Genomic DNA, 20,939 nt, shown 5'->3' on the forward strand with positions numbered 1-20,939 from the left:
CCCCGGCGCGCTCGCGCCGGCCCCCGTCCCGCGGGCCCCCGTCGCGCGAGCCCCCGCGGCGGGCGCGGTCGCGGCTCCCGCCGGAGCGGCTGCCGGGCAGGTCCTCGACCTCCTCGGCGTCCAGGCCGGCGCGGGTCCGCTCGCCGCGGGGCAGCCGGCCCTTGGTGCCCTCGGGGATGTCGAGGTCGGTGTAGAGGTTCTCCGAGGAGGAGTAGGTCTCCGGCGGGTCGGGCAGGTCCAGGCCGAGCGCCTTGTCGATGAGCTGCCACTTGGGGATGTCGTCCCAGTCGACCAGGGTCACCGCGACCCCGGTCTTGCCCGCGCGACCGGTCCGGCCGATGCGGTGGACGTAGGTCTTCTCGTCGTCCGGGCACTGGTAGTTGATGACGTGGGTGACGTCGGTGACGTCGATGCCGCGGGCGGCGACGTCGGTGGCCACGAGGACGTCGATCTTGCCGGTGCGGAACGCCCGCAGCGCCTGCTCGCGGGCACCCTGGCCGAGGTCGCCGTGCACGGCGCCGACGGCGAAGCCGCGGTCCTCGAGCTCGTCGGAGACCTTCTGCGCGGTGCGCTTCGTGCGGGTGAAGATCATCGTCAGGCCGCGGTCGCGGGCCTGCAGCACGCGCGCGACCATCTCCACCTTGTCCATCGCGTGGGCGCGGTAGACGACCTGGCGGGTGTTCTCGTGGGTGGCGCCAGCATCGGTCTCCTCGGCGCGGATGTGCGTCGGCTGCGTGAGGAACGTGCGCGCCAGGGTGATGATCGGGCCGGGCATGGTGGCCGAGAACAGCATCGTCTGCCGCGCGTCGGGGACCATGCGCAGGATGCGCTCGATGTCGGGCAGGAAGCCCAGGTCGAGCATCTCGTCGGCCTCGTCGAGCACGAGCACCCCGGTCTTGCCGAGCACCAGGTGGCCCTGCTGGGCGAGGTCGAGCAGCCGGCCCGGGGTGCCGACGACGACGTCGACGCCCTTCTGCAGCGCGGCGATCTGCGGCTCGTAGGGGCGCCCGCCGTAGATGGAGAAGACGCTGATGCCGAGCTTGGCGCTGGCGTCGGTGAGGTCCTTGGTCACCTGCAGGCACAGCTCGCGGGTGGGCACGACGACCAGGGCGCGCGGGGTGCCGTCGAGCGCGGTGGTGCCGGAGCCGTCGGTGGTGATGCGGTGCAGCAGCGGGACGCCGAAGCCGAGGGTCTTGCCCATGCCGGTGCGGGCCTGGCCGATGAGGTCGTCGCCGGCCAGGGCCAGCGGCAGCGTCAGCTCCTGGATCGCGAAGGTGCGCACGATGCCGGCCTCGGCCAGCGCGTCCACGATCTCCTGGCGGACGCCGAGCTCGGCGAAGGTGGGCGACTCCGGGGCCACGGGGGCGTCCCCGGTCAGCGGGTGGGAGACGTCGTCGCCGTCGGGCAGGCCGGTCGGGCTGTGCTCGAGCTCGACGGGGTCGGGGGTGGGGTCGGTGGACGGGTCGGTGGTGGTGCTGTCGGTGCTCAGGGGCTCGGGCCTCTCTCGGTTCCAGCACGCCCTGGCGGACCTCTTCTCGAGGCCCGGCCCACCGGTGCGGCGTCCCCGCGCCGGGGACGGTCCCCGCGCCACGGGGGGCGGGTCGTCCGGGCGGGGCGCGAGGCGGTCGGGAGACAGGTGCGCGCGCAGTCGTGGTCGCGGCAGGTGCCGCGTTCCGCGTCCCATGGTAGACGGCGCACCGACCCGGACCCCGCCGCGCGCGCCGAGCAGGTGCCGCGGCACCCCTGCGGACCACAGTGGACACCCCTCGGCGGCCTCGCCCCGGGGGTGCGGCGCGCCCACTAAGGTCGGCGCCATGGACCCCAGCAGCGACGCGGGCAGCGCGACCGCCACCTCGCCCGCGCCCCCCGGGGCGGTCGACCTGATGGGCGTGCTCGCCTACGGGGAGCTCTCCGCCTTCGAGCGGCTCGCGGAGGACGCGCGCACGGCCCCGACGCTGCGCGGCCGGGCCCAGCTGGCCTCGATGGCGGCCGCGGAGATGGCCCACTTCGAGCTCATCGAGGACTACCTCGAGGGTCACGGCGTCCCGGTGCTCGACGCGATGGCCCCGTTCACCGCCCCGCTGGACACCTACCACGCCTCGACGGCGCCGTCGTCGTGGCTGGAGTCGCTGGTCAAGGCCTACGTCGGGGACGGCCTGGCCTCGGACTTCTACCGCGAGATCGCCGGCCTGCTCGACGCGGACGTGGCCGACACGGTGCGGGCGGTGATGGCCGAGACCGGGCACTCCGCTTTCGTCGAGCACGAGGTGGGTGCCGCGCTGGAGTCGGACCCCCGGCTGCGGGGCCGGCTCACCCTGTGGGCGCGCCGGCTGCTGGGCGAGGCCGTCATCCAGGCCCAGCACGTGCTGGCCCAGCGCGACGAGCTCGCGCTGCTCGTGGTCAACGGCCCGATGGACCTCGCCGGGCTCGCCGCGCTGTTCCGCCGGCTGCAGAACCAGCACACCCGGCGGATGAAGACCCTCGGCCTGGGCTGAGCGGCCCGCCTGTCGAGCCCCCGCGGGGGTTCGCCCAGGGCGCAGCCCGGCGCGGGGTGGGGGCCCCGGCGAGGCACTAGCGTGGGCTCAGGCAACACACCCTGAGCTTGGAGGTCGTCAGTGGAGGTCAAGATCGGTGTCGCGGAGAGCCCGCGCGAGCTGGTGGTCAACAGCGGCCAGGCCCCGGACGAGGTCGAGTCCCTGGTCAACGCCGCGCTGGAGGGTGAGCGGACGGGCGTGCTCGCCCTGACCGACGACAAGGGCCGGCGCTACCTGCTGCCCGCGTCGCGCGTGTCCTACGTGGAGATCGGCCCCGCCGACCCGCGCCGGGTCGGCTTCAGCACCAGCTAGGCGGCAGCACCCCGCACCACCCCTGCACGACCCGAGCACGGACGGGCCGGCGGGACCCGGGCCCTCAGGCCCCGGTCCCGCCGGCCCTCTCGTGCTGCAGGGGCAGGTGCGCGATGCCCCGCCACGCCAGCGAGCTGGTCACCGCGACGGCGTCGTCCTTGGGGATGGGCCGGTCGTTGTCGAGCCACCAGCGCGCGCTGACCTGCATCGCACCCACCATGCCGACGGCGATCATCCGGCCGCGGTACGGGTCGAGGCCGGCGTCGGTGACGACCGCCTCGGCGACGGCGTCCACGCACGCCTGCGAGGCCCGGTCCACCCGCTGCTGCACCGACGGCTCGCCCAGCAGGTCGGACTCGAACACCAGCCGGTAGCCCTGCCCGTCGTCGTCGATGAAGTCGAAGTACGCCCCCACCACGGCCCGCACCCGCTGCTTGTTGTCCGACGTCGAGGCCAGCGCGGCGCGGACCCCGGTCACCAGGTCGTCGACGTAGGAGTGCAGCAGGTCCAGGTACAGGTCGAGCTTGCCGGGGAAGTGCTGGTAGAGCACCGGCTTGCTGACGCCGGCCCGCTCGGCGATCTCGTCCATGCCCGCGGCGTGGAAGCCCCGGGTGACGAAGACGTCGCGCGCCGCGGCCATGAGCTGGGCCCGGCGGGCCGTGCGCGGCAGGCGGGCGTTGCGCTTGGGGACCGGCACCGGGATCCCGGCGCGCGGCATCCGCGGCTCCCGCCGGGCCCCGTCGCCGTCGTGCTGGACCGCGTGGGTCATCGTCGGACACTCCTGTTCACCCCTGGCGCCGCGTCTCGACCGCCACGGCCGGGTCACCCCGACGCGACCCCGGACCCTACCCGTGGTGCGTCGTGGGTCACGGCCACCGCGGCAGCGTTGGCGGGCGGTGCCGCGCCGCGGGCATCCTGGTCCGATGACCGCAGCACCCACCACGCACGACCGCACCGACGCCCCGGGCACGGCGGACCCCACCGGGCCCGCCCCGGCGCTCCCGGTGGGGGAGCCGCTGCCCGCCGTCGAGGGCGACCGCGACGGCCTCGCCGCGCTGGACACCTCCCGCCCGCTGTGGCCGGGCACCGTCGTCGACGTGGGCGGGCGCCCGGTGCACGTGCGCACCACCCCCGGGCCCGCCGGGGCCGACCCGGTCGTCTACGTCCACGGCCTCGGCGGGTCCGCGACCAACTGGACCGACCTCGCGGCCCTGCTGAGCCCCGTAGGGCCGGGCCACGCGATCGACCTGCCGGGCTTCGGGCGCTCCGCGCCGCCCGCCGACGGCGACTACTCGCTGCCCGCCGCCGCCCGGGTGGTCACCGACTACCTCCGCGCGACGGGCCCGGCGCACCTCGTCGGCAACTCCATGGGCGGGGCCATCTCGATCCTCGTCGCGGCGCGCCACCCCGAGCTGGTCCGCACCCTCACCCTCGTCTCGCCCGCGGTGCCGGACCTGCGCCCGGACCCCCGCCGGCTCTCCGACGCCCGGCTGCTGCTGGCGTTCCTGCCCGTGGTGGGCCGCCGGGTGCGCGCCTCGCTGCGGTCGATGACCCCGCGGGACCGGGCCGAGCAGATGATCCGGCTCTGCTATGGCGACCCCGACGGCGTGCCGCAGCACCGGCTGGACCAGGCCGCGGAGGAGTACCAGGAGCGGGCCGGGATGGTGTGGGGCACCACGGCGCTCGGGCGCAGCTTCGCCGCCCTGGTGCAGAGCTGGCTCGTGCTGCCCGGACGCACGTCGATCTGGACGCTGGCGCGCTCGGTCACGGCCCCGACCACGGTCGTCTGGGGCACCGAGGACAAGCTGGTCGCGGTGGACAAGGCGGCCCGGGTGGCCGCCGCCGTGCCGCGCTCCCGGCTGCTTGTGCTCAGCGGGGCCGGCCACGTGGCGCAGATGGAACGCCCGATCGCGGTGGCCCGCCAGGTGCGCGCGATGCACCACGCCGTGGCCGCGGGGGAGTGGTGACCCCGGCCCGCCGCCCGCCCCACCACGCAGCGCAGGGCCCCGGCCACGCCCCGGAGTGTCGGGCCGGTGGTTGGCGCGCCTGTGGCACCCTGGCCCCGTGACCGGTCCGGGTGGTTCCCGCCCCGGCGCCCCGGACGGGGCGTGGGGCGGTGCCGGCACCAACCTGCGGGGGACCCCGCGCCGGGCCGGCAGCGTGCGCGCCGGGGGTGACGACGGCCCCGACGGGTCCGCCCGCTGGCTGCAGTCCGACCTCGACCGCGTCGACCGGGAGCGCCGCGAGCGCTGGATGCGCGAGCCCCAGCGCGTCGGGGACCGCCGCGAGCGCCGCTCCGACCCGTCCGCCGGGCCGCTGCGCGCCTCCCGCGACCCGCTGGCCCCGGGCACGACCCGCACCCGGGCCCCGCGCCCGCCGCGCGCCGCGGTCCGCAAGCAGTCCCGCCTCGGCCGGTTCGTCGCCGCCTACGGCTGGCGCGCCTACGCGGTGCCGGTGCTGGTGGCCGCCACGGTCCTCGCCCTGGTCGACATCAGCCGCGGCGGCGAGGCGCCGAGCCCCACGCCGACCCTGGCCTCCTCCGACGCGAACCCGGCGCTGGGACCGCAGAAGCCCGCCGGGGTCGGCCCCACCATCGTCGGCGGCGCGCCCTCGGGGGACGGCCGCTTCGACGCCGCCATCGCCTCCGGGGCCCTGCCCGACGGGGGCGCCTTCACCGCGACCGGGGACGGGACCTACCGCGTGGTGCCCGGCACGACCGCGCAGGTCGGCCAGGGCCAGGTGGCCACCTACACCGTGGAGGTCGAGGGCGGTGTCGACACGACCGCGTTCGGCGGTGACGACGCGTTCGCCCGGCTCGTCGACTCCACCCTCGCCAACCCCAAGAGCTGGGCGGGCGACCCCCGCTTCGCGTTCCGCCGCGTCGACTCCGGCAACCCGACGTTCCGCGTCTCGCTCACCTCGCAGATGACCGTGCGGCAGGACTGCGGCTACACCATCGAGCTGGAGGGGTCCTGCTACAACAGCGGCCTCGGGCGGGTGGTGCTCAACGAGGCCCGCTGGGTCCGCGGCGCCATCAGCTACCAGGGCGACATCGGCTCCTACCGGCAGTACATGGTCAACCACGAGGTCGGCCACGCCATCGGCTTCGACCACCAGCCCTGCGAGTCCGACGGCGGGCTCGCGCCGGTGATGATGCAGCAGACCTACGGCGTCGCCAACGACGACATCTCCGCGCTCGACCCGCAGGGCGTCGTCCCGGCCAACGGGTTCGTCTGCCGCTTCAACCCGTGGCCGTTCCCCCGCGGCTGACGCGAGCCCGGCCGCGAGGATGATGGGGACATGGCACCACTGCCCCCGCTGGTCGAGCCGGCCGCCGAGCTGAGCCGCGACGAGGTCGAGCGCTACAGCCGCCACGTGATCATCCCCGACGTCGGGATGGTCGGTCAGCGCCGGCTCAAGAACGCCAAGGTCCTCGTCGTCGGCGCGGGCGGCCTCGGCTCGCCCGCCCTGCTCTACCTGGCCGCGGCCGGGGTGGGCACGCTGGGGATCGTCGACCCCGACGTCGTCGAGGAGTCCAACCTGCAGCGCCAGGTCATCCACGGCCGCTCCGACGTCGGCACCCCCAAGGCCGTCAGCGCCGAGGCCTCCATCCGCGAGCTCAACCCGTTCGTCGAGGTCCGCCGCCACGAGGTGCTGCTGACGTCGGAGAACGCGCTGGAGGTGTTCGCCGACTACGACCTCGTGCTCGACGGCACCGACAACTTCGCCACCCGCTACCTGGTCAACGACGCCGCCGCACTGTTGGGCAAGCCCTACGTGTGGGGCTCGATCTACCGGTTCGAGGGGCAGGCGGCGGTGTTCTGGGACGCCGCCCCCGACGGCCGCGGCCTGAGCTACCGCGACCTGTACCCGGAGGCGCCACCACCCGGGTCGGTGCCGTCCTGCGCGGAGGGCGGCGTGCTCGGCGTGCTGTGCGCCTCGATCGGCGCGGTGATGGGCACCGAGGCCGTCAAGCTGATCATGGGCATCGGCGAGCCCCTGCTGGGCCGGCTGATGATCTACGACGCGCTGGAGATGAGCTACCGGACGATCCGGCTGCGCCGCGACCCCGACGCCGCCGCCGTCACCGAGCTCGTCGACTACGCGGCGTTCTGCGGGCTGCCGGGGACGGGGTCCGGGGACGGGGACGGGGACGGCGGTGACGGTCAGGACGGTGCGGGCGGCACCGTCACCGCGCGCGAGCTCAAGGCGATGCTCGACGCCGGCCGCGACGTCGCCGTCGTCGACGTCCGCGAGCCCGTCGAGCACGACATCGTCGCCATCCCCGGGGCGGTGCTGGTGCCGAAGGACCGCATCCTGTCCGGCGAGGCGCTGGCCGAGCTGCCGCGGGACCGGCCGATCGTGCTGCACTGCAAGTCCGGCGCCCGCTCCGCCGAGGCGCTGGGCGCGCTGCACCGCGCCGGGTTCACCGACGCCACCCACCTCGCCGGCGGGGTGCTGGCCTGGGTGTCCGACGTCGACCCGTCGCTGCCGACGTACTGACCCGCGGCGCCCGGGCGAGACACGCACCCCCGGGGCCCCGGGCCGACCCCGGTCCCGGCGGTAGCGTGCGGCCCGTGACGCCCCCGGTACCGCCCGAGCACGTGCTCGCCACGTTCGGGCTGCGCGAGTCCGACCCCGAGGAGGTCGGGCCCGGCTGGGACCGCGGGTGGCGCTACGGCGACGTCGTCCTCTCCCCGGTCGTCGACCACGCCCGCGCGGCCTGGTCGGCCGGGGTGCGGGAGACCCTGCAGGTCGAGGGCGTGCGCATGGCCCGGCCGGTCCGCTCCACCGACGGCCGCTGGGTCGTCTCCGGCTGGTCGGCCGACACGTTCCTGGCCGGCGAGCCCGAGCCGCGCCACGACGAGGTCGTCGCCGTCGCGGGCCGGCTGCACGCCGCCACCGCCGCCGTCGCGCGGCCCCGCTTCCTCGCCCCCGGGCCGGGCGCCCCGCTCGACGTGTTCACCGCCGCCGACCGCGCCAGCTGGGGCGAGGACCTCACCCGGCTCGGCGCGACGCTGCGGGCCGCCCGCGGCGGACCGTCGGGGCCCGGCCCGGACGCCGGGTCCACCCTCGACGCCGGCCTGCCGGACGACCCCGACGACGAGACGCCCGACCCGGCCGAGGCCGAGGCGGCGCGGGCGTCGAGCGCCGAGCTCTACGCCGCGCTGGAGGGCCTGCGCGAGCCCGTCACCTCGCCCGCGCAGCTGGTGCACGGCGACCTGTTCGGCACCGTGCTCTTCGCCGGGGCGGCCCCGCCGGGCATCACCGACCTCACCCCGTACTGGCGGCCCGCGGCCTGGGCGGCCGGCGTCGCGGTGGTCGACGCGGTGGCCTGGGGCGGGGCGGACACCGGGCTCATCGACCGCTGGGAGCACCTGCCGGAGTGGTCGCAGCAGCTGCTGCGCGCGCTGCTGTTCCGGCTGGCCGTGCACGCGCTGCACCCGCGTTCCACCCTCGACGCCTTCCCCGGCCTGGAGCACGTGGCGGCGCTGGTCCGGCCCCGGGTGGCCGCGCGCTAACCTCGCGGTCGTGCCCGCCGCCCCCGCGTTCGCCCATGCCGTCGACGCCGCCGACGTGGCGGCGGCCGCCCAGCGCCTGGCCGGGGTCATCCCGCAGACCCCGCTGCACCGCAGCGAGCGGCTCTCCGCGCGCACCGGGGCCGAGGTCTTCCTCAAGCGGGAGGACCTGCAGGCCGTCCGGTCCTACAAGGTCCGCGGCGCGTACAACTTCGTCGTCCAGCTCGACGCGGCGCAGCGCGCCGGCGGGGTCGTCACCGCCAGCGCGGGCAACCACGCCCAGGGCCTGGCGTCGGCCTGCAGCGCGCTCGGCGTGCGGGGGCGCATCTACCTGCCGCGCACCACCCCCCGGCAGAAGCGCGACCGCATCGCCGCGCTCGGGGGGGACGGCGTCGACGTGGTGGTCGGCGGCAACACCTACGACGAGGCCGCCGAGGCCGCGCGCGCCGACGTCGCGTCCTCCGGCGCGGTGCTGGTGCCCGCCTTCGACCACCCCTGGACCATCGCCGGGCAGGGCACCGTCGTCGCCGAGGCGGTCGCCCAGCTCGGCCGGGTGCCCGACGTGGTGGTGCTGCCCGTCGGCGGCGGCGGGCTCGTCTCCGGCGCCTGCGCGTGGCTCGCCGGGCACCACCCGCAGGTGCGGGTGGTCGGCGTCGAGCCCGCGGGGGCGGCGAGCATGGGGGCCGCGCTGCAGGCGGGCCGACCCGTGGCGCTGGCCGAGCTCGACTCCTTCGTCGACGGTGCCGCGGTACGCACCGTGGGGGCGAGCACCTTCCCGCTCGTCCGCGACGCGGGGGCGGAGGTCGTCTCCGTGCCCGAGGGCCAGGTGTGCGTGGAGATGCTGGCGATGTACCAGACCGACGGCATCATCGCCGAGCCCGCCGGCGCGCTCGCCGCCGCCGCGCTGGGCGACCCGGTGCGCCTCGACCCCGGGCAGACGGTGCTGAGCATCGTCTCCGGCGGCAACAACGACGTCTCCCGCTACGGCGAGATCATCGAGCGCGCCCTGGTCCACGAGGGCCGCAAGCACTACTTCCTGGTCGACTTCCCGCAGGAGCCCGGGGCGCTGCGCGGCTTCCTCGACGACGTCCTCGGCCCCGACGACGACATCACCCTGTTCGAGTACACCAAGCGCAACAACCGCGAGTTCGGGCCGGCCCTGGTCGGCATCGAGCTCGGCCACCCCGACGACCTGGGTGCGCTGCTGGCGCGCATGGAGCTGGCCCCGCCCGACGTGCGGCCCATCCCGCCCGACGACCCGCTGTTCCGCTTCCTGCTCTGACCCCGCCGCGTCCTCACCGCCGGCCCGCGCCGCGGGTGAGACGACGTTGACGACAGCGTCACCGCGTGACGCGTGACCGCAACACCCGGTCCCTACCTTTCGGTCCGCACCAGCTCGGGTGCCCCGCACAGGAGGACCAGATGACCGCCGTCGACAGCAGGCCGACCGGCTACACCCGGCCACGGCCGCACCACATCTTCGGGTGGGACGCGGAGGACACGGCCGCGTGGGAGGCCGGCGGCAAGGACGTCGCCCGCCGCAACCTGCTGTGGTCCGTCGTCACCGAGCACGTCGGCTTCTCGATCTGGTCCATCTGGTCGGTGCTGGTGCTGTTCATGCCCAACGCCGTCTACGGCCTCGACGCGCCCGGCAAGTTCTACCTCGTCGCGCTGCCCACCCTGGTCGGGGCGCTGCTGCGGGTGCCCTACTCGGTGGCCACCGCCCGCTTCGGCGGTCGCAACTGGACGGTCTTCAGCGCCCTTGTGCTGCTGGTGCCCACCGCCCTCGCGCTGTGGTTCACCGCGGGAGCGACGAAGGACGACCACCCCAGCTACACCACCCTGCTCGTCATCGCGGCCGTGGCCGGGGTCGGCGGCGGCAACTTCGCCTCGTCCATGACGAACATCAACGCGTTCTACCCGCAGCGCCTCAAGGGGTGGGCCCTGGGCCTCAACGCCGGCGGCGGCAACATCGGGGTGCCCGCGGTGCAGCTGGTGGCCCTGCTCATCATCGCCCTGACCACCCCGGCGAACCCGACGATCCTGTGCGCGGTCTACCTCGTCGTGATCGCGCTGGCCGCGCTGGGCGCCGCGCTGCACATGGACAACCTCGACGACCAGCGCTCGGACCTGCGCTCGATGGGCCGGGTGCTGCGCACCTCGGACGCGTGGGTCATCGCGCTGCTCTACATCGGCACCTTCGGGTCGTTCATCGGGTTCAGCTTCGCCTTCGCCCAGATCCTGCAGATCGGGTTCCTGGCCGACCTGAACACCGGCCTCGACGCGGCCGACCCGGCACGGGTCGCCAACGCCGGCAAGGCCTCCCTGCACGCGGCGCAGATCGCCTTCCTCGGGCCCCTGCTCGGCTCGCTGGCCCGCCCGCTCGGCGGCAAGCTGGCCGACCGGCTCGGCGGGGCCCGGGTCACGCTGTGGTCCTTCGTGGCCATGGTCGTCGCCATCGGCGTGGTCGTCGCGGCCAGCACCTCGGCCGACGGTGCCGGCGGGGTCGCCCGGGGCGGCACCCTGGCGCTCTTCCTCGTCGGGTTCATCGCCCTGTTCCTCATCACCGGCATCGGCAACGGGTCGGTCTACAAGATGATCCCCGGCATCTACGCCGCCCGGTCGCGCGCCCTGCTCGACGCGGGCGGCACCGAGGCCGAGGCCGGCGCGTGGTCGCGCGCCATGTCCGGCGCGCTCATCGGGTTCGCCGGCGCGATCGGGGCGCTGGGCGGGGTGGCCATCAACGTGGTCCTGCGCGGCTCCTACGCCTCGACGAGGTCGGCCACCAACGCCTTCTGGGTCGTGCTCGCCTTCTACGTGCTCTGCGCGGTCGTCACCTGGGTCGTCTACCTCCGCCGCCCCAGCGCCGCCGCCGCGGGCCGGGGCCGCCGGGTCGCCGTCGGGGTCTGAGCCCGCCCGCGCCCGCGGCGCCCCTCACGGGGCGCCGCGGGCCGGGGTGACGACACCGAAACGCCACGGCAACGCCCCGCACCACGCGACGACACGGGAGACCCCGACCCTCATGAGCATGACCGCCACGGTGTCCGCCCCGGTGCCCGCCGGGGAGCGCGTGCGGCCCACCGCGGCCGACACCCACTGCCCCTACTGCGGCCTGCAGTGCGCCATGACCGTGACCACCGGTGGCCCCGGCGGGCCCGCGGTCAGCCCGCGCGACTTCCCCACCAACCGGGGCGGCCTGTGCCAGAAGGGCTGGACCGCAGCCTCCCTGCTGCGCCACCCCGACCGGCTGACCAGCCCGCTGCTGCGCCGCGAGCGGGGCGGCGAGCTCACCGAGGTCGGCTGGGAGGAGGCGCTGGACCACGTCGCGTCGCGGCTGGCGGCCCTGCGCGCCGAGCACGGGCCCGACGCCGTCGGGGTCTTCGGCGGCGGGGGGCTGACCAACGAGAAGGCCTACGCCCTGGGCAAGTTCGCCCGGGTCGCGCTGGGCACGTCGAACATCGACTACAACGGCCGGTTCTGCATGTCCTCCGCCGCGGCGGCAGGTACCCGGGCCTTCGGGGTCGACCGCGGCATGGGGTTCCCGCTCGACGACCTCGGCCGCGCCGAGGCGGTCCTCGTCCTGGGCGGCAACGTCGCGGAGACCATGCCGCCCTTCATGGTCCACCTCGCCCGGGCGGCGGAGGCCGGTGGGCTCGTGGTGGCCGACCCGCGGCGCACCCCCACCGCGGAGCGGGCGCTGGCCGGCGGCGGGGTCCACCTGCAGCTGACCCCGGGCACCGACCTGCCGCTCGCGCTGGGCCTGCTGCACGTGGCCGTCGCCGACGGCTGGCTCGACCGCGACTACGTCGAGGCCCGCACGACCGGGTTCGACGACGCGTGGGTGGAGGCCGCGCAGTGGTGGCCCGAGCGCACCGAGCGCGTGACCGGGGTGCCGGTGACCCAGCTGCGCCGCACCGTCGCGCTGCTCGCGCGGGCCCGTCGGGAAGACCGCGGGGCGTACGTCCTCACCGCCCGCGGCGCCGAGCAGCACGCCACCGGCACCGACACCGTCTCCGCCGTCATCGGTCTCGCCCTGGCCCTGGGCCTGCCGGGTCGCGCCGGCTCCGGCTACGCCCCGATCACCGGGCAGGGCAACGGCCAGGGCGGCCGCGAGCACGGCCAGAAGGCCGACCAGCTGCCCGGGTACCGCCGCATCGACGACCCCGCGGCCCGCGCCCACGTCGCCGGGGTCTGGGGCGTCGACCCCGCCGACCTGCCCGGGCCCGGCCGCAGCGCCTACGAGCTGCTCGACGCCCTGGGGCAGCCGGGCGGGCCCCGGGCGCTGCTGGTGCACGGGGCCAACCTGGCCGTGTCCGCACCGCGCGCCGGGCACGTCGTCGAGCGGCTCGGCGCCCTCGACCTGCTCGTGGTGTGCGACTTCCTGCTCTCCGAGACCGCGGCCGCGGCCGACGTCGTCCTGCCGGTCCTGCAGTGGGCCGAGGAGGAGGGCACCATGACCAACCTCGAGGGGCGCGTGCTGCGCCGCCGCCGTGCCACCGCCCCGCCCGAGGGCGCCCGCGGCGAGCTGTGGGTGCTGGCCGAGCTCGCCCGCCGCCTCGGCCAGCCCGAGGGCCGCTTCCCCGACGACGCCGAGGCGGTGTTCACCGAGCTGCGCGCCGCGTCCGCCGGCGGCCCGGCCGACTACTCCGGTGTCACCTACGCCCGCCTCGACGCCGGCGAGGCCCTGCACTGGCCCTGCCCCGGCACCGGCGACGGCCCGGCGCACCCCGGGACGCCGCGGATGTTCCTGCAGCGCTTCGCGACCCCCGACGGCCGCGCCCGCTTCCACCCCGTGCGCGACCGCGCCCACGCCGAGACCCCGGACGCGGAGTACCCGTTGTTCGCCACCACCGGGCGCGTGCTGGCGCACTACCAGTCCGGCACCCAGACCCGCCGGGTGGCCGAGCTCAGTGCCGCCGCGGGCGGGGTGTTCGTGCAGTGCCACCCCGACACCGCCGCGCGCGCCGGGCTGGCCGACGGCGAGCAGGCCCGCGTGGTCAGCCGCCGCGGTGCGGTGCTGGCCCCCGTGCGCTGCGACCCGACGCTGCGCCCGGACACGGTGTTCCTCCCCTTCCACTTCCCGGGCACCGGCCGGGCCAACCTGCTGACCAACCCCGCGCTGGACCCGACGTCGCGCATGCCGGAGTTCAAGCTGGCCGCGGTGCGCCTGGAGCGTGCGGCGTGACCCGCCGGGTCGTCGTCGTCGGCAACGGCATGGCCGCCGCCCGGCTGGTCGACGAGCTGCGCCGCCGCGACCCCGACGGCGCCCAGGTCGCCCCGCTGGTGCTCGGCGAGGAGCCCCACCCCGCCTACAACCGGGTGCTGCTCTCCACCGTCATCGCCGGCGGCCTCGACGTCGACGCGGTGCGGCTCGCCCCGCGCGACTGGCACACCCGCCACGGGGTCGAGGTGCGCACCGGGGTGCGGGTCACCGGCATCGACCGCGAGCACCGCACGGTCACCACCGACGACGGCGGCACCGAGGCCTACGACGTGCTCGTGCTCGCCACCGGCAGCACCCCGGTGCTGCCCGACGTCCCGGGCCTGGTCGACGCCGCGGGCGCCCCTGCGGCCGGGGTCGTCGTCTTCCGCACGGTCGACGACTGTCACGCCATCCTCGACGCGGTCGCCGCAGCGGGGCCGGGGGTGCGGGTGGCCGTCCTCGGCGGTGGCCTGCTCGGGCTCGAGGCCGCGCGCGGCCTGCTCGGCCGCGGCGCGGAGGTCACCGTGGTGCACCACCGGCGCCACCCGATGGAGCGCCAGCTCGACCCCGGCGCCGGGGCGGTGCTGACCACCACGCTGCGCCGGCTCGGGGTGAACCTGCGCCTCTCGGCGTCCGCCGTCGACTACCGGCCGGGCTTCCCGCGGGGCCGGGGCCTCGTGCTCGACGACGGCTCGTTCCTCGCCGCGGACCTGCTCGTCGTCGCCACCGGGGTGCGCCCCCGGGTCGACCTGGCCCGGTCCGCAGGGCTCGCCGTCGACCGGGCCGTGCTCGTCGACGACGTGCTGCGCACCAGCGACCGCCGCGTCCGGGCCATCGGGGAGTGCAGCCAGCACCGCGGCGAGGTCCACGGCCTGGTGGCGCCCGCGTGGGAGCAGGCGGGGGTGGTCGCGGACCTGCTCACCGGGTCCGACCCGGAGGCGCGCTACACCGGCTCGCGGCTGGTCACCCGGCTCAAGGCCCACGACGTCGACCTCGCCGCGATGGGGGACACCAGCGCCGAGCCCGCCGACTCCGGGACCGACGGCCTCGAGGTGCTCAGCCTCGCCGACCCCACCCGCGGTCGCTACGCCAAGCTCGTGCTGCGCGACGACCGCGTGGTGGGCGCGGTGCTGCTGGGCAGCCCCGAGGCCGCCGCCGCGGTCACCCAGCTCTACGACCGGCAGGCCCCCGCCCCGACCGACCGCGTGGGCCTGCTGCTGGGCCGACCCGCCGACGGCGGGCAGGAGGTGGCCAGCCCCGCCCGGATGCCCGGGCGCGCGGTGGTGTGCCGCTGCAACAGCGTGACCAAGAACCAGGTCGTCACCGCGTGGCGCGCCGGGGCCCGGAGCCCGTCGGCCGTGGCCACCGCCACGCGGGCGAGCACAGGCTGCGGCAGCTGCGCCGGCCTCGTGGACGGGTTGTGCGCCTGGCTGGGCGACGCCGAGCCGGCCGAGCTGGACGGACCCCCGGTCGAGGCGGTCGCCGGGGCACAGGAGGGAGCGGCATGAGCAGGACGGTCGTGGTCGTGGGCCACGGGATGGTGGGGCACCGGTTCGTGGAGGCGTTGCGCCAGCGCGACACCGGCGGCGCCTGGCGGGTGGTGGTGCTGGGCGAGGAGGTCCACGCCGCCTACGACCGGGTGGCGCTGTCGTCCTACGTCGGCGCCTGGGACCCCGCGGCGCTGTTCCTCGCGGGCAACGACTACGCGGGGGACGACCTGGTGGACCTGCAGGTCGGGGTGCGGGCCACGCACGTCGACCGGGACGCCAAGGTGGTGCGCACCTCGACGGGGGAGGACCTCGCCTACGACGCGCTCGTGCTCGCCACCGGCTCGTACCCGTTCGTCCCCCCGGTGCCGGGCCACGACACCCCGGGCTGCTTCGTCTACCGCACCCTGGCCGACCTCGACGAGATCCGCACCGCCGCCGAGGCCGCCCCGCCCGGGTCCGTCGGCGTCGTCGTGGGCGGCGGGCTGCTCGGGCTGGAGGCGGCCAACGCGCTGCGGAGCCTGGGGATGACGCCCCACGTCGTCGAGCTCGCCCCGCGGCTGATGCCGCTGCAGGTCGACACCGGGGGCGGGGCGCTGCTGGAGCGGCTCGTCACCGAGCTGGGCCTGACCATCCACACGGGAGTGTCCACCCAGGCCGTGCGCCCGGCGCCGGACGGGCTGGAGGTGGAGCTGTCCGACGGCTCCGTCGTCGGGGCGACCCTGCTGGTGTTCTCCGCCGGGGTGCGCCCCCGCGACGAGCTGGCCCGCGACGCCGGGCTCGAGATCGGGGAGCGCGGCGGGGTCGTCACCGACCTCGGGGCGCGCACGTCGGACCCCGCGGTGCTCGCCGTCGGTGAGGTGGCCGCCATCGAGGGCCGCTGCTACGGCCTGGTGGGCCCGGGCTACGCGAGCGCGGAGGTCGCCGCCGACCGGCTGCTCGAGGGGGTCGCGGAGTTCCCCGGCGCCGACCTGTCGACCAAGCTCAAGCTCCTCGGCGTCGACGTGGCCAGCTTCGGCGACGCGCAGGGCACCACCCCGGGCGCGCTCGAGGTCGTCGTCAACGACGCCGTGGCCCGCACCTACGCCAAGCTCGTCGTCTCCGACGACGCGAGGACCCTGCTGGGCGGGGTGCTCGTCGGCGACACCGAGGCCTACGGCACGCTGCGGCCGCTGGTCGGCCACCCGCTGCCCGCCGAGCCCGGGGCGCTCATCGGCCGGGCCGGGGCCGAGATCGGCCTGGACGCCATGCCCGACGCGGCCCAGGTCTGCTCCTGCAACGCCGTCACCAAGGGCGCGGTCTGCTCGGCCATCACCGACGGCGCGTCCGACGTGCCCGCCCTCAAGGCCTGCACCGCGGCGGGCACCACCTGCGGGTCGTGCGTGCCGATGCTCAGGACCCTGCTGGCGCAGTCCGGGGTGGAGCTCTCGACGGCGTTGTGCGAGCACTTCTCCCAGTCCCGGGCCGAGCTGTACGAGATCGTCGCGGCCACCGGCGTGCGGACGTTCTCCGGCCTCGTCGCCCGCTTCGGCACCGGGACGGGGTGCGACGTCTGCAAGCCGGTGGTCGCCTCGATCCTGGCCTCGACGAGCTCGGACCACGTGCTCGACGGCGAGCAGGCCTCGCTGCAGGACACCAACGACCACTTCCTGGCCAACATCCAGCGCAACGGCACCTACTCGGTGGTGCCCCGGGTGCCGGGCGGGGAGATCAGCGCGGACCACCTCATCGTGATCGGGCAGGTGGCCAAGGACTTCGGGCTCTACACCAAGATCACCGGTGGGCAGCGGATCGACATGTTCGGGGCGCGGGTCGAGCAGCTGCCGGAGATCTGGCGCCGGCTCGTCGACGCGGGCATGGAGTCCGGGCAGGCCTACGGCAAGTCGCTGCGGACCGTGAAGTCCTGCGTCGGGTCGAGCTGGTGCCGCTACGGCGTGCAGGACTCGGTGGCCATGGCCGTCGACCTGGAGAACCGCTACCGCGGGCTGCGCTCGCCGCACAAGATCAAGTTCGGCGTCTCCGGCTGCGCGCGGGAGTGCGCCGAGGCCAGGGGCAAGGACGTCGGGGTCATCGCCACCGAGAACGGCTGGAACCTCTACGTCGGCGGCAACGGCGGCTTCACCCCCCGGCACGCCCAGCTGCTCGCGCAGGACCTCGACGACGCGACGCTGGTCCGCTACATCGACCGGTACCTGATGTTCTACGTGCGCACCGCGGACCGGCTGCAGCGCACCGCGCCCTGGATCGAGGCGCTCGAGGGCGGGCTGGAGCACCTGCGCGCCGTGGTGTGCGAGGACTCCCTCGGCATCGCCGACGAGCTCGAGGCGGCCATGGCCCGTCACGTCGAGGGCTACGCGGACGAGTGGGCGGGCGTGCTGGCCGACCCGGAGAAGCTCTCGCGCTTCGTGTCCTTCGTCAACGCCCCCGACGAGCCCGACCCGACGGTCGCCTTCGACGAGTCCGGGCCCCGCAAGGTGCCCGTGCTGCTCGGCCTGCCCACCGCACCCGGCCCCACGACCACCCCGGAGATGGCCCGATGACCGCGCTCGACGACCGCCCCGGCACCACCACCTGGACCGACGCCTGCCCGCTGGAGCGGCTGCTGCCCGGCCGGGGGGTGGCGGTGCTGCTGCCCGGCGGGGTGCAGGCCGCGGTGTTCCTGCTCGCCGACGGCACGCTGCGCGCCGTCGGCAACGTCGACCCGTTCGCCCGGGCAGCCGTGCTCAGCCGCGGCATCGTGGGGGACAGGGCGGGTGAGCCGACCGTGGCCTCGCCCCTGCTCAAGCAGGTGTTCTCGCTCGACACCGGGCGCTGCCTGGACGACCCCGACGTCGCCGTGCCGGTGCACGCCGTGGCGGTCCGCGCCGGGGTCGTCGTCGTCGGCCCGCCCGGGGACGTGGCGCCGACCACGTCCGGGCGCGCGGGCGGCTGAGCGTGGGACGATCACCACGATGACGGATCCCGTGGCGACCGCACCCCCGCTCGACCCGCTGGCCGGGTTCACCGTGGGGCTCACGGCCGCGCGCCGCGCCGACGAGCTCGGGGCGCTGCTGGAGCGGCGCGGCGCCACCGTCGTCGGCGCGCCCGCCATCCGCATCATCCCGCTCGCGGACGACTCCGAGCTCGAGCTCGCGACCCGGCGGGTCATCGCCGAGCCCCCCGAGATCGCCGTGGCCACCACCGGGATCGGCTTCCGCGGCTGGGTCGAGGCCGCCGAGGGGTGGGGCCTGGCCGACGAGCTGCTGGCCGTGCTCGGCTCCGTGCGGATCCTGGCGCGCGGCCCCAAGGCGAAGGGCGCGATCCGCGCGGCCGGGCTGCGGGAGGAGTGGTCCCCGAGCTCGGAGAGCTCCGCCGAGGTGCGCGACCACCTGCTCGCGGAGGGGGTGGCGGGGGTGCGCGTCGCGGTGCAGCTGCACGGGGCCACCACGCGGTGGGAGCCGTTGCCCGACTTCGGGCAGGCGCTGCGCGACGCCGGGGCGGACGTGCTCCCCGTCCCGGTCTACCGCTGGACCCCGCCCGAGGACACCGGGCCGCTGGACCGGCTGGTCGAGGCCGTCGTCGGCGGCGGGGTCGACTGCCTCACCTTCACCAGCGCGCCGGCCGTGGCCAGCCTGCTCGACCGCGCCGCCACCACCGGGATGCTCGAGCTGCTGCTCGACGCGCTGCGCGACCGCGTGCTCGTGGCCTGCGTCGGACCCGTCACCGCCGGCCCGCTCGACGCGCTGGGGGTCGGGTCGGTGCAGCCCGCCCGGGCACGGCTGGGCGCGCTGGCCCGCACGGTGACCGACGAGCTGCCCGCCCGTGCCGACACCTGGTGCGCCGCCGGGCACACCGTGGTGCTGCGCGGCCAGGGGGTCGTCGTCGACGGGGAGCTGCGGCGGGTCGCGCCGGCGGGCATGGCGCTGCTGCGCGAGCTCGTCCGCCGGCCGGGCCAGGTCGTCCCCCGCGAGCAGCTGCTCGCGGCGCTGCCCGGCGGTGGCGGTGACACCCACGCCGTGGAGACCGCCGTCGCCCGGCTGCGCGCCGCGCTGGGCGCCCCCGGCGTGGTGCAGACCGTGGTGAAGCGGGGCTACCGGTTCCCCGCCGAGGCCCCCGTCGGGATCGCGGTGGGGCGGTGAGCGTCCCGCTGGTGCTCACCGCGCACGGCACCCGCAACCCGCGCGGCGTCGCGCTGGTCCACGCGCTGGCCGAGCAGGTCCGCGACCGCGGCATCGACGCACGCGTCGCCTTCGTCGACGTGCTGGGCCCGACGCCCGCCGAGGTGCTGCGCGAGGTCCCCGGCCCCGCGGTGCTCGTCCCCGCGTTCCTCGCCTCCGGCTACCACGTGCGCACCGACGTGCCCGCCGGCATCGCCGAGAGCGGCCACACCGACGTCGCCGTGACCGCGGCACTGGGCCCGGACCCGGTGCTGGCCCAGGTGCTCGTCTCCCGGCTCGCGGCCGCCGGGCACCGCCCCGGGGACGCCGTCGTGCTCGTCGCGGCCGGCTCGTCGGACCCCCTCGCGCTCGCCGACGTGGCCACCGCGGCGGAGCTGCTCGCCGCCGCGCTGGGCGACGCGCTGTCCGCCCCGGTCGAGGTCGGCTACGTCGCGACCGCGGTGCCCAAGGTGGACGAGGTGGTGGGCCGGCTGCGCGAGCGCGGCCACGACCGGGTCGCCCTGGCCCCGTACCTGCTGGCGCCCGGGCTGTTCCACGACAAGCTCGCCTCGGTGGGGGCCGACGTCGTGGCCGAGCCGCTGGGCCTCGACGCGCGGGTCGTCGACCTCGTCGTCGCCCGCTACCGCTCCGCGCTGGGCTGAGCCGGGCTCAGCCCAGCGCCTGCCGCAGCGTCGCGAGGTCGACGCGGCCGTCCACCGCGAGCACCCCCTCGGCGCGCAGCCGGGCGTGCTGCTCCTCGGCCACCTGCGGGGCGGAGCTGCCGTCGGCGCGCACCACCCGGTGCCACGGCAGGTCGGCCGAGTCCTGCCGCAGGATCGTGCCCACCACCCGGGGTGAGCGCAGCCCGGCCGCCGCGGCGAGGTCGCCGTAGGTGACGACGCGGCCCGGGGGCACGGTCGCGAGCAGGTCCCGGACCCGCTCCACGTCGTCCTCGGTCACGGCCGTCCCGGCTGCCGGTCCCACACCTCGCGCACCAGCGCCGCGGTCCGGTCGGGCAGCTCCAGGGCCACGTTGTGCCCGCAGTCCCAGCGCGCCACCCGCACCCCCGGCCACCCGGCGAGCTCCGGGGCGACGATCTCGGGGTCCATCCGCTCCGCCACGACCACCTCGGTCGGCACTCCGCTCGGCCGGGGCAGGGGCCGGGCCATCTCCGACCACGCCGCCATGACCGCGGGCACGCACACCCGCCAGCCCCACGAGCCGTCCGACCGCTGCTGCAGGTGCGCGGCCACCTCGGCGTCGACCTCCGCCGCGGCCACCCGCTCCCAGGCCTGCGTCCGCTCGGCCCGGGCCGCGGCCGGGTCGGCGAACCGCGGGGGCTGCTCCCAGTCCCCGGCCGCGTGCAGGGCCCACTCGGGGCGCAGCGCCGCCGCCGGGTCCAGCAGCACCAGGGACTCCACCCGGTCGGGGTGCCGGGCGGCCAGGCGCAGGGCGATCGCGCCGCCGAAGGAGTGGCCCACCACGACGGCGCGGGCCACACCGTGGGCGTCGAGCACCCCCAGCAGGTCGGCGACGTGCTGCTCGAGGGTCCACGGGGGCAGCGCGGGCGAGTGGCCGTGCCCGCGCAGGTCCGGGGCCAGCACCGGCAGGTCGGCGAGGTGGTCGGTGGCGAGGCTGCGCCACCGGGCGCCGTGCCCGGTCACCCCGTGCACGGCGAGCACCGCCCGCCCGTCGGGTGCCGGGCCCCAGGTCTCCACGTGCAGCGCTGCGTCCACGGCCCCGAGCCT

Annotated in this window: 18 protein-coding genes; 14 read left to right on the forward strand and 4 right to left on the reverse strand. The window is 76.4% G+C overall.

Going from position 1 to position 20,939, the window contains the following annotated elements; all coding sequences use genetic code 11:
* A partial coding sequence (locus ACYVOF_RS11135) for a DEAD/DEAH box helicase (protein ID WP_460866848.1) occupies positions 1–1,378 on the reverse strand: 1,378 nt, incomplete at its 3' end.
* Positions 1,379–1,814: 436 nt separating this feature from the next.
* On the opposite strand from ACYVOF_RS11135, the gene ACYVOF_RS11140 reads away from it, so the two are divergent.
* Both ACYVOF_RS11140 and ACYVOF_RS11145 read left to right on the forward strand, forming a co-directional pair.
* Positions 1,815–2,495, forward strand: coding sequence for a ferritin-like fold-containing protein (locus ACYVOF_RS11140; protein WP_460866470.1), 681 nt, complete (start codon positions 1,815–1,817; stop codon positions 2,493–2,495).
* A 120-nt stretch (positions 2,496–2,615) separates the two neighbouring features.
* Positions 2,616–2,846 (forward strand): DUF3107 domain-containing protein, encoded by a 231-nt coding sequence (locus tag ACYVOF_RS11145; protein WP_460866472.1) that lies wholly within the window; start codon positions 2,616–2,618, stop codon positions 2,844–2,846.
* A gap of 64 nt (positions 2,847–2,910) precedes the next feature.
* Here ACYVOF_RS11145 and ACYVOF_RS11150 read toward each other — a convergent pair whose 3' ends face one another.
* Positions 2,911–3,564, reverse strand: coding sequence for a TetR/AcrR family transcriptional regulator (locus tag ACYVOF_RS11150; protein ID WP_460866849.1), 654 nt, complete (start codon positions 3,562–3,564; stop codon positions 2,911–2,913).
* A gap of 205 nt (positions 3,565–3,769) precedes the next feature.
* Between ACYVOF_RS11150 and ACYVOF_RS11155 the strand changes: the two genes are divergently transcribed.
* From ACYVOF_RS11155 to ACYVOF_RS11210, 12 genes are all read left to right on the forward strand, one after another.
* Positions 3,770–4,813 carry an alpha/beta fold hydrolase gene (locus ACYVOF_RS11155; RefSeq protein WP_460866474.1) on the forward strand — a complete coding sequence of 348 codons (1,044 nt, stop codon included), beginning with the start codon at positions 3,770–3,772 and terminating at the stop codon, positions 4,811–4,813.
* Positions 4,814–4,910: 97 nt separating this feature from the next.
* Entirely contained in the window at positions 4,911–6,116 is a 1,206-nt protein-coding gene (locus tag ACYVOF_RS11160) for a DUF3152 domain-containing protein (RefSeq protein WP_460866476.1), read from the forward strand.
* Between the two features lie 30 nt (positions 6,117–6,146).
* The gene (gene moeZ / locus ACYVOF_RS11165) at positions 6,147–7,349 is read left to right on the forward strand and encodes an adenylyltransferase/sulfurtransferase MoeZ (protein WP_460866478.1); all 1,203 of its coding nucleotides are present in this window, start codon (positions 6,147–6,149) and stop codon (positions 7,347–7,349) included.
* 74 nt (positions 7,350–7,423) lie between these two features.
* Positions 7,424–8,368 (forward strand): TIGR02569 family protein, encoded by a 945-nt coding sequence (locus ACYVOF_RS11170; RefSeq protein WP_460866480.1) that lies wholly within the window; start codon positions 7,424–7,426, stop codon positions 8,366–8,368.
* 10 nt (positions 8,369–8,378) lie between these two features.
* Positions 8,379–9,647 (forward strand): threonine ammonia-lyase IlvA, encoded by a 1,269-nt coding sequence (gene ilvA, locus ACYVOF_RS11175; protein ID WP_460866482.1) that lies wholly within the window; start codon positions 8,379–8,381, stop codon positions 9,645–9,647.
* A 140-nt stretch (positions 9,648–9,787) separates the two neighbouring features.
* On the forward strand, positions 9,788–11,275 hold the full coding sequence (locus ACYVOF_RS11180; protein ID WP_460866484.1) for a nitrate/nitrite transporter: 1,488 nt from the start codon (positions 9,788–9,790) through the stop codon (positions 11,273–11,275).
* Between the two features lie 118 nt (positions 11,276–11,393).
* A complete protein-coding gene (locus ACYVOF_RS11185) occupies positions 11,394–13,550 on the forward strand; it encodes a molybdopterin oxidoreductase family protein (protein WP_460866487.1) in 2,157 nt (718 codons plus the stop codon).
* A complete protein-coding gene (locus ACYVOF_RS11190; RefSeq protein ID WP_460866488.1) occupies positions 13,547–15,076 on the forward strand; it encodes an FAD-dependent oxidoreductase in 1,530 nt (509 codons plus the stop codon). The genes ACYVOF_RS11185 and ACYVOF_RS11190 overlap by 4 nt, the downstream gene beginning before the upstream one ends.
* Positions 15,073–17,595, forward strand: a complete 2,523-nt coding sequence (gene nirB, locus ACYVOF_RS11195) for a nitrite reductase large subunit NirB (RefSeq protein ID WP_460866490.1) — start codon at positions 15,073–15,075, stop codon at positions 17,593–17,595. Before ACYVOF_RS11190 ends, nirB begins: the two co-directional genes overlap by 4 nt.
* Positions 17,592–17,987: a nitrite reductase small subunit NirD gene (gene nirD / locus ACYVOF_RS11200; RefSeq protein WP_460866492.1), complete on the forward strand. Its 396-nt coding sequence runs from the start codon at positions 17,592–17,594 to the stop codon at positions 17,985–17,987. The genes nirB and nirD overlap by 4 nt, the downstream gene beginning before the upstream one ends.
* A 19-nt stretch (positions 17,988–18,006) precedes the next feature.
* Entirely contained in the window at positions 18,007–19,173 is a 1,167-nt protein-coding gene (locus ACYVOF_RS11205) for a uroporphyrinogen-III synthase (protein ID WP_460866494.1), read from the forward strand.
* Positions 19,170–19,853 carry a sirohydrochlorin chelatase gene (locus tag ACYVOF_RS11210; protein WP_460866496.1) on the forward strand — a complete coding sequence of 228 codons (684 nt, stop codon included), beginning with the start codon at positions 19,170–19,172 and terminating at the stop codon, positions 19,851–19,853. The genes ACYVOF_RS11205 and ACYVOF_RS11210 overlap by 4 nt, the downstream gene beginning before the upstream one ends.
* Positions 19,854–19,860: 7 nt before the next feature.
* Here the strand turns inward: ACYVOF_RS11210 and ACYVOF_RS11215 are convergent, their stop codons facing one another.
* Complete coding sequence (locus ACYVOF_RS11215; RefSeq protein ID WP_460866498.1) at positions 19,861–20,151, reverse strand: MGMT family protein; 291 nt, start codon at positions 20,149–20,151, stop codon at positions 19,861–19,863.
* On the reverse strand, positions 20,148–20,927 hold the full coding sequence (locus ACYVOF_RS11220; protein ID WP_460866500.1) for an alpha/beta fold hydrolase: 780 nt from the start codon (positions 20,925–20,927) through the stop codon (positions 20,148–20,150). The genes ACYVOF_RS11215 and ACYVOF_RS11220 overlap by 4 nt, the downstream gene beginning before the upstream one ends.
* Between the last annotated feature and the right edge of the window lie 12 nt (positions 20,928–20,939).

The sequence above is a fragment of the Rhodococcus aerolatus genome (assembly GCF_054783215.1).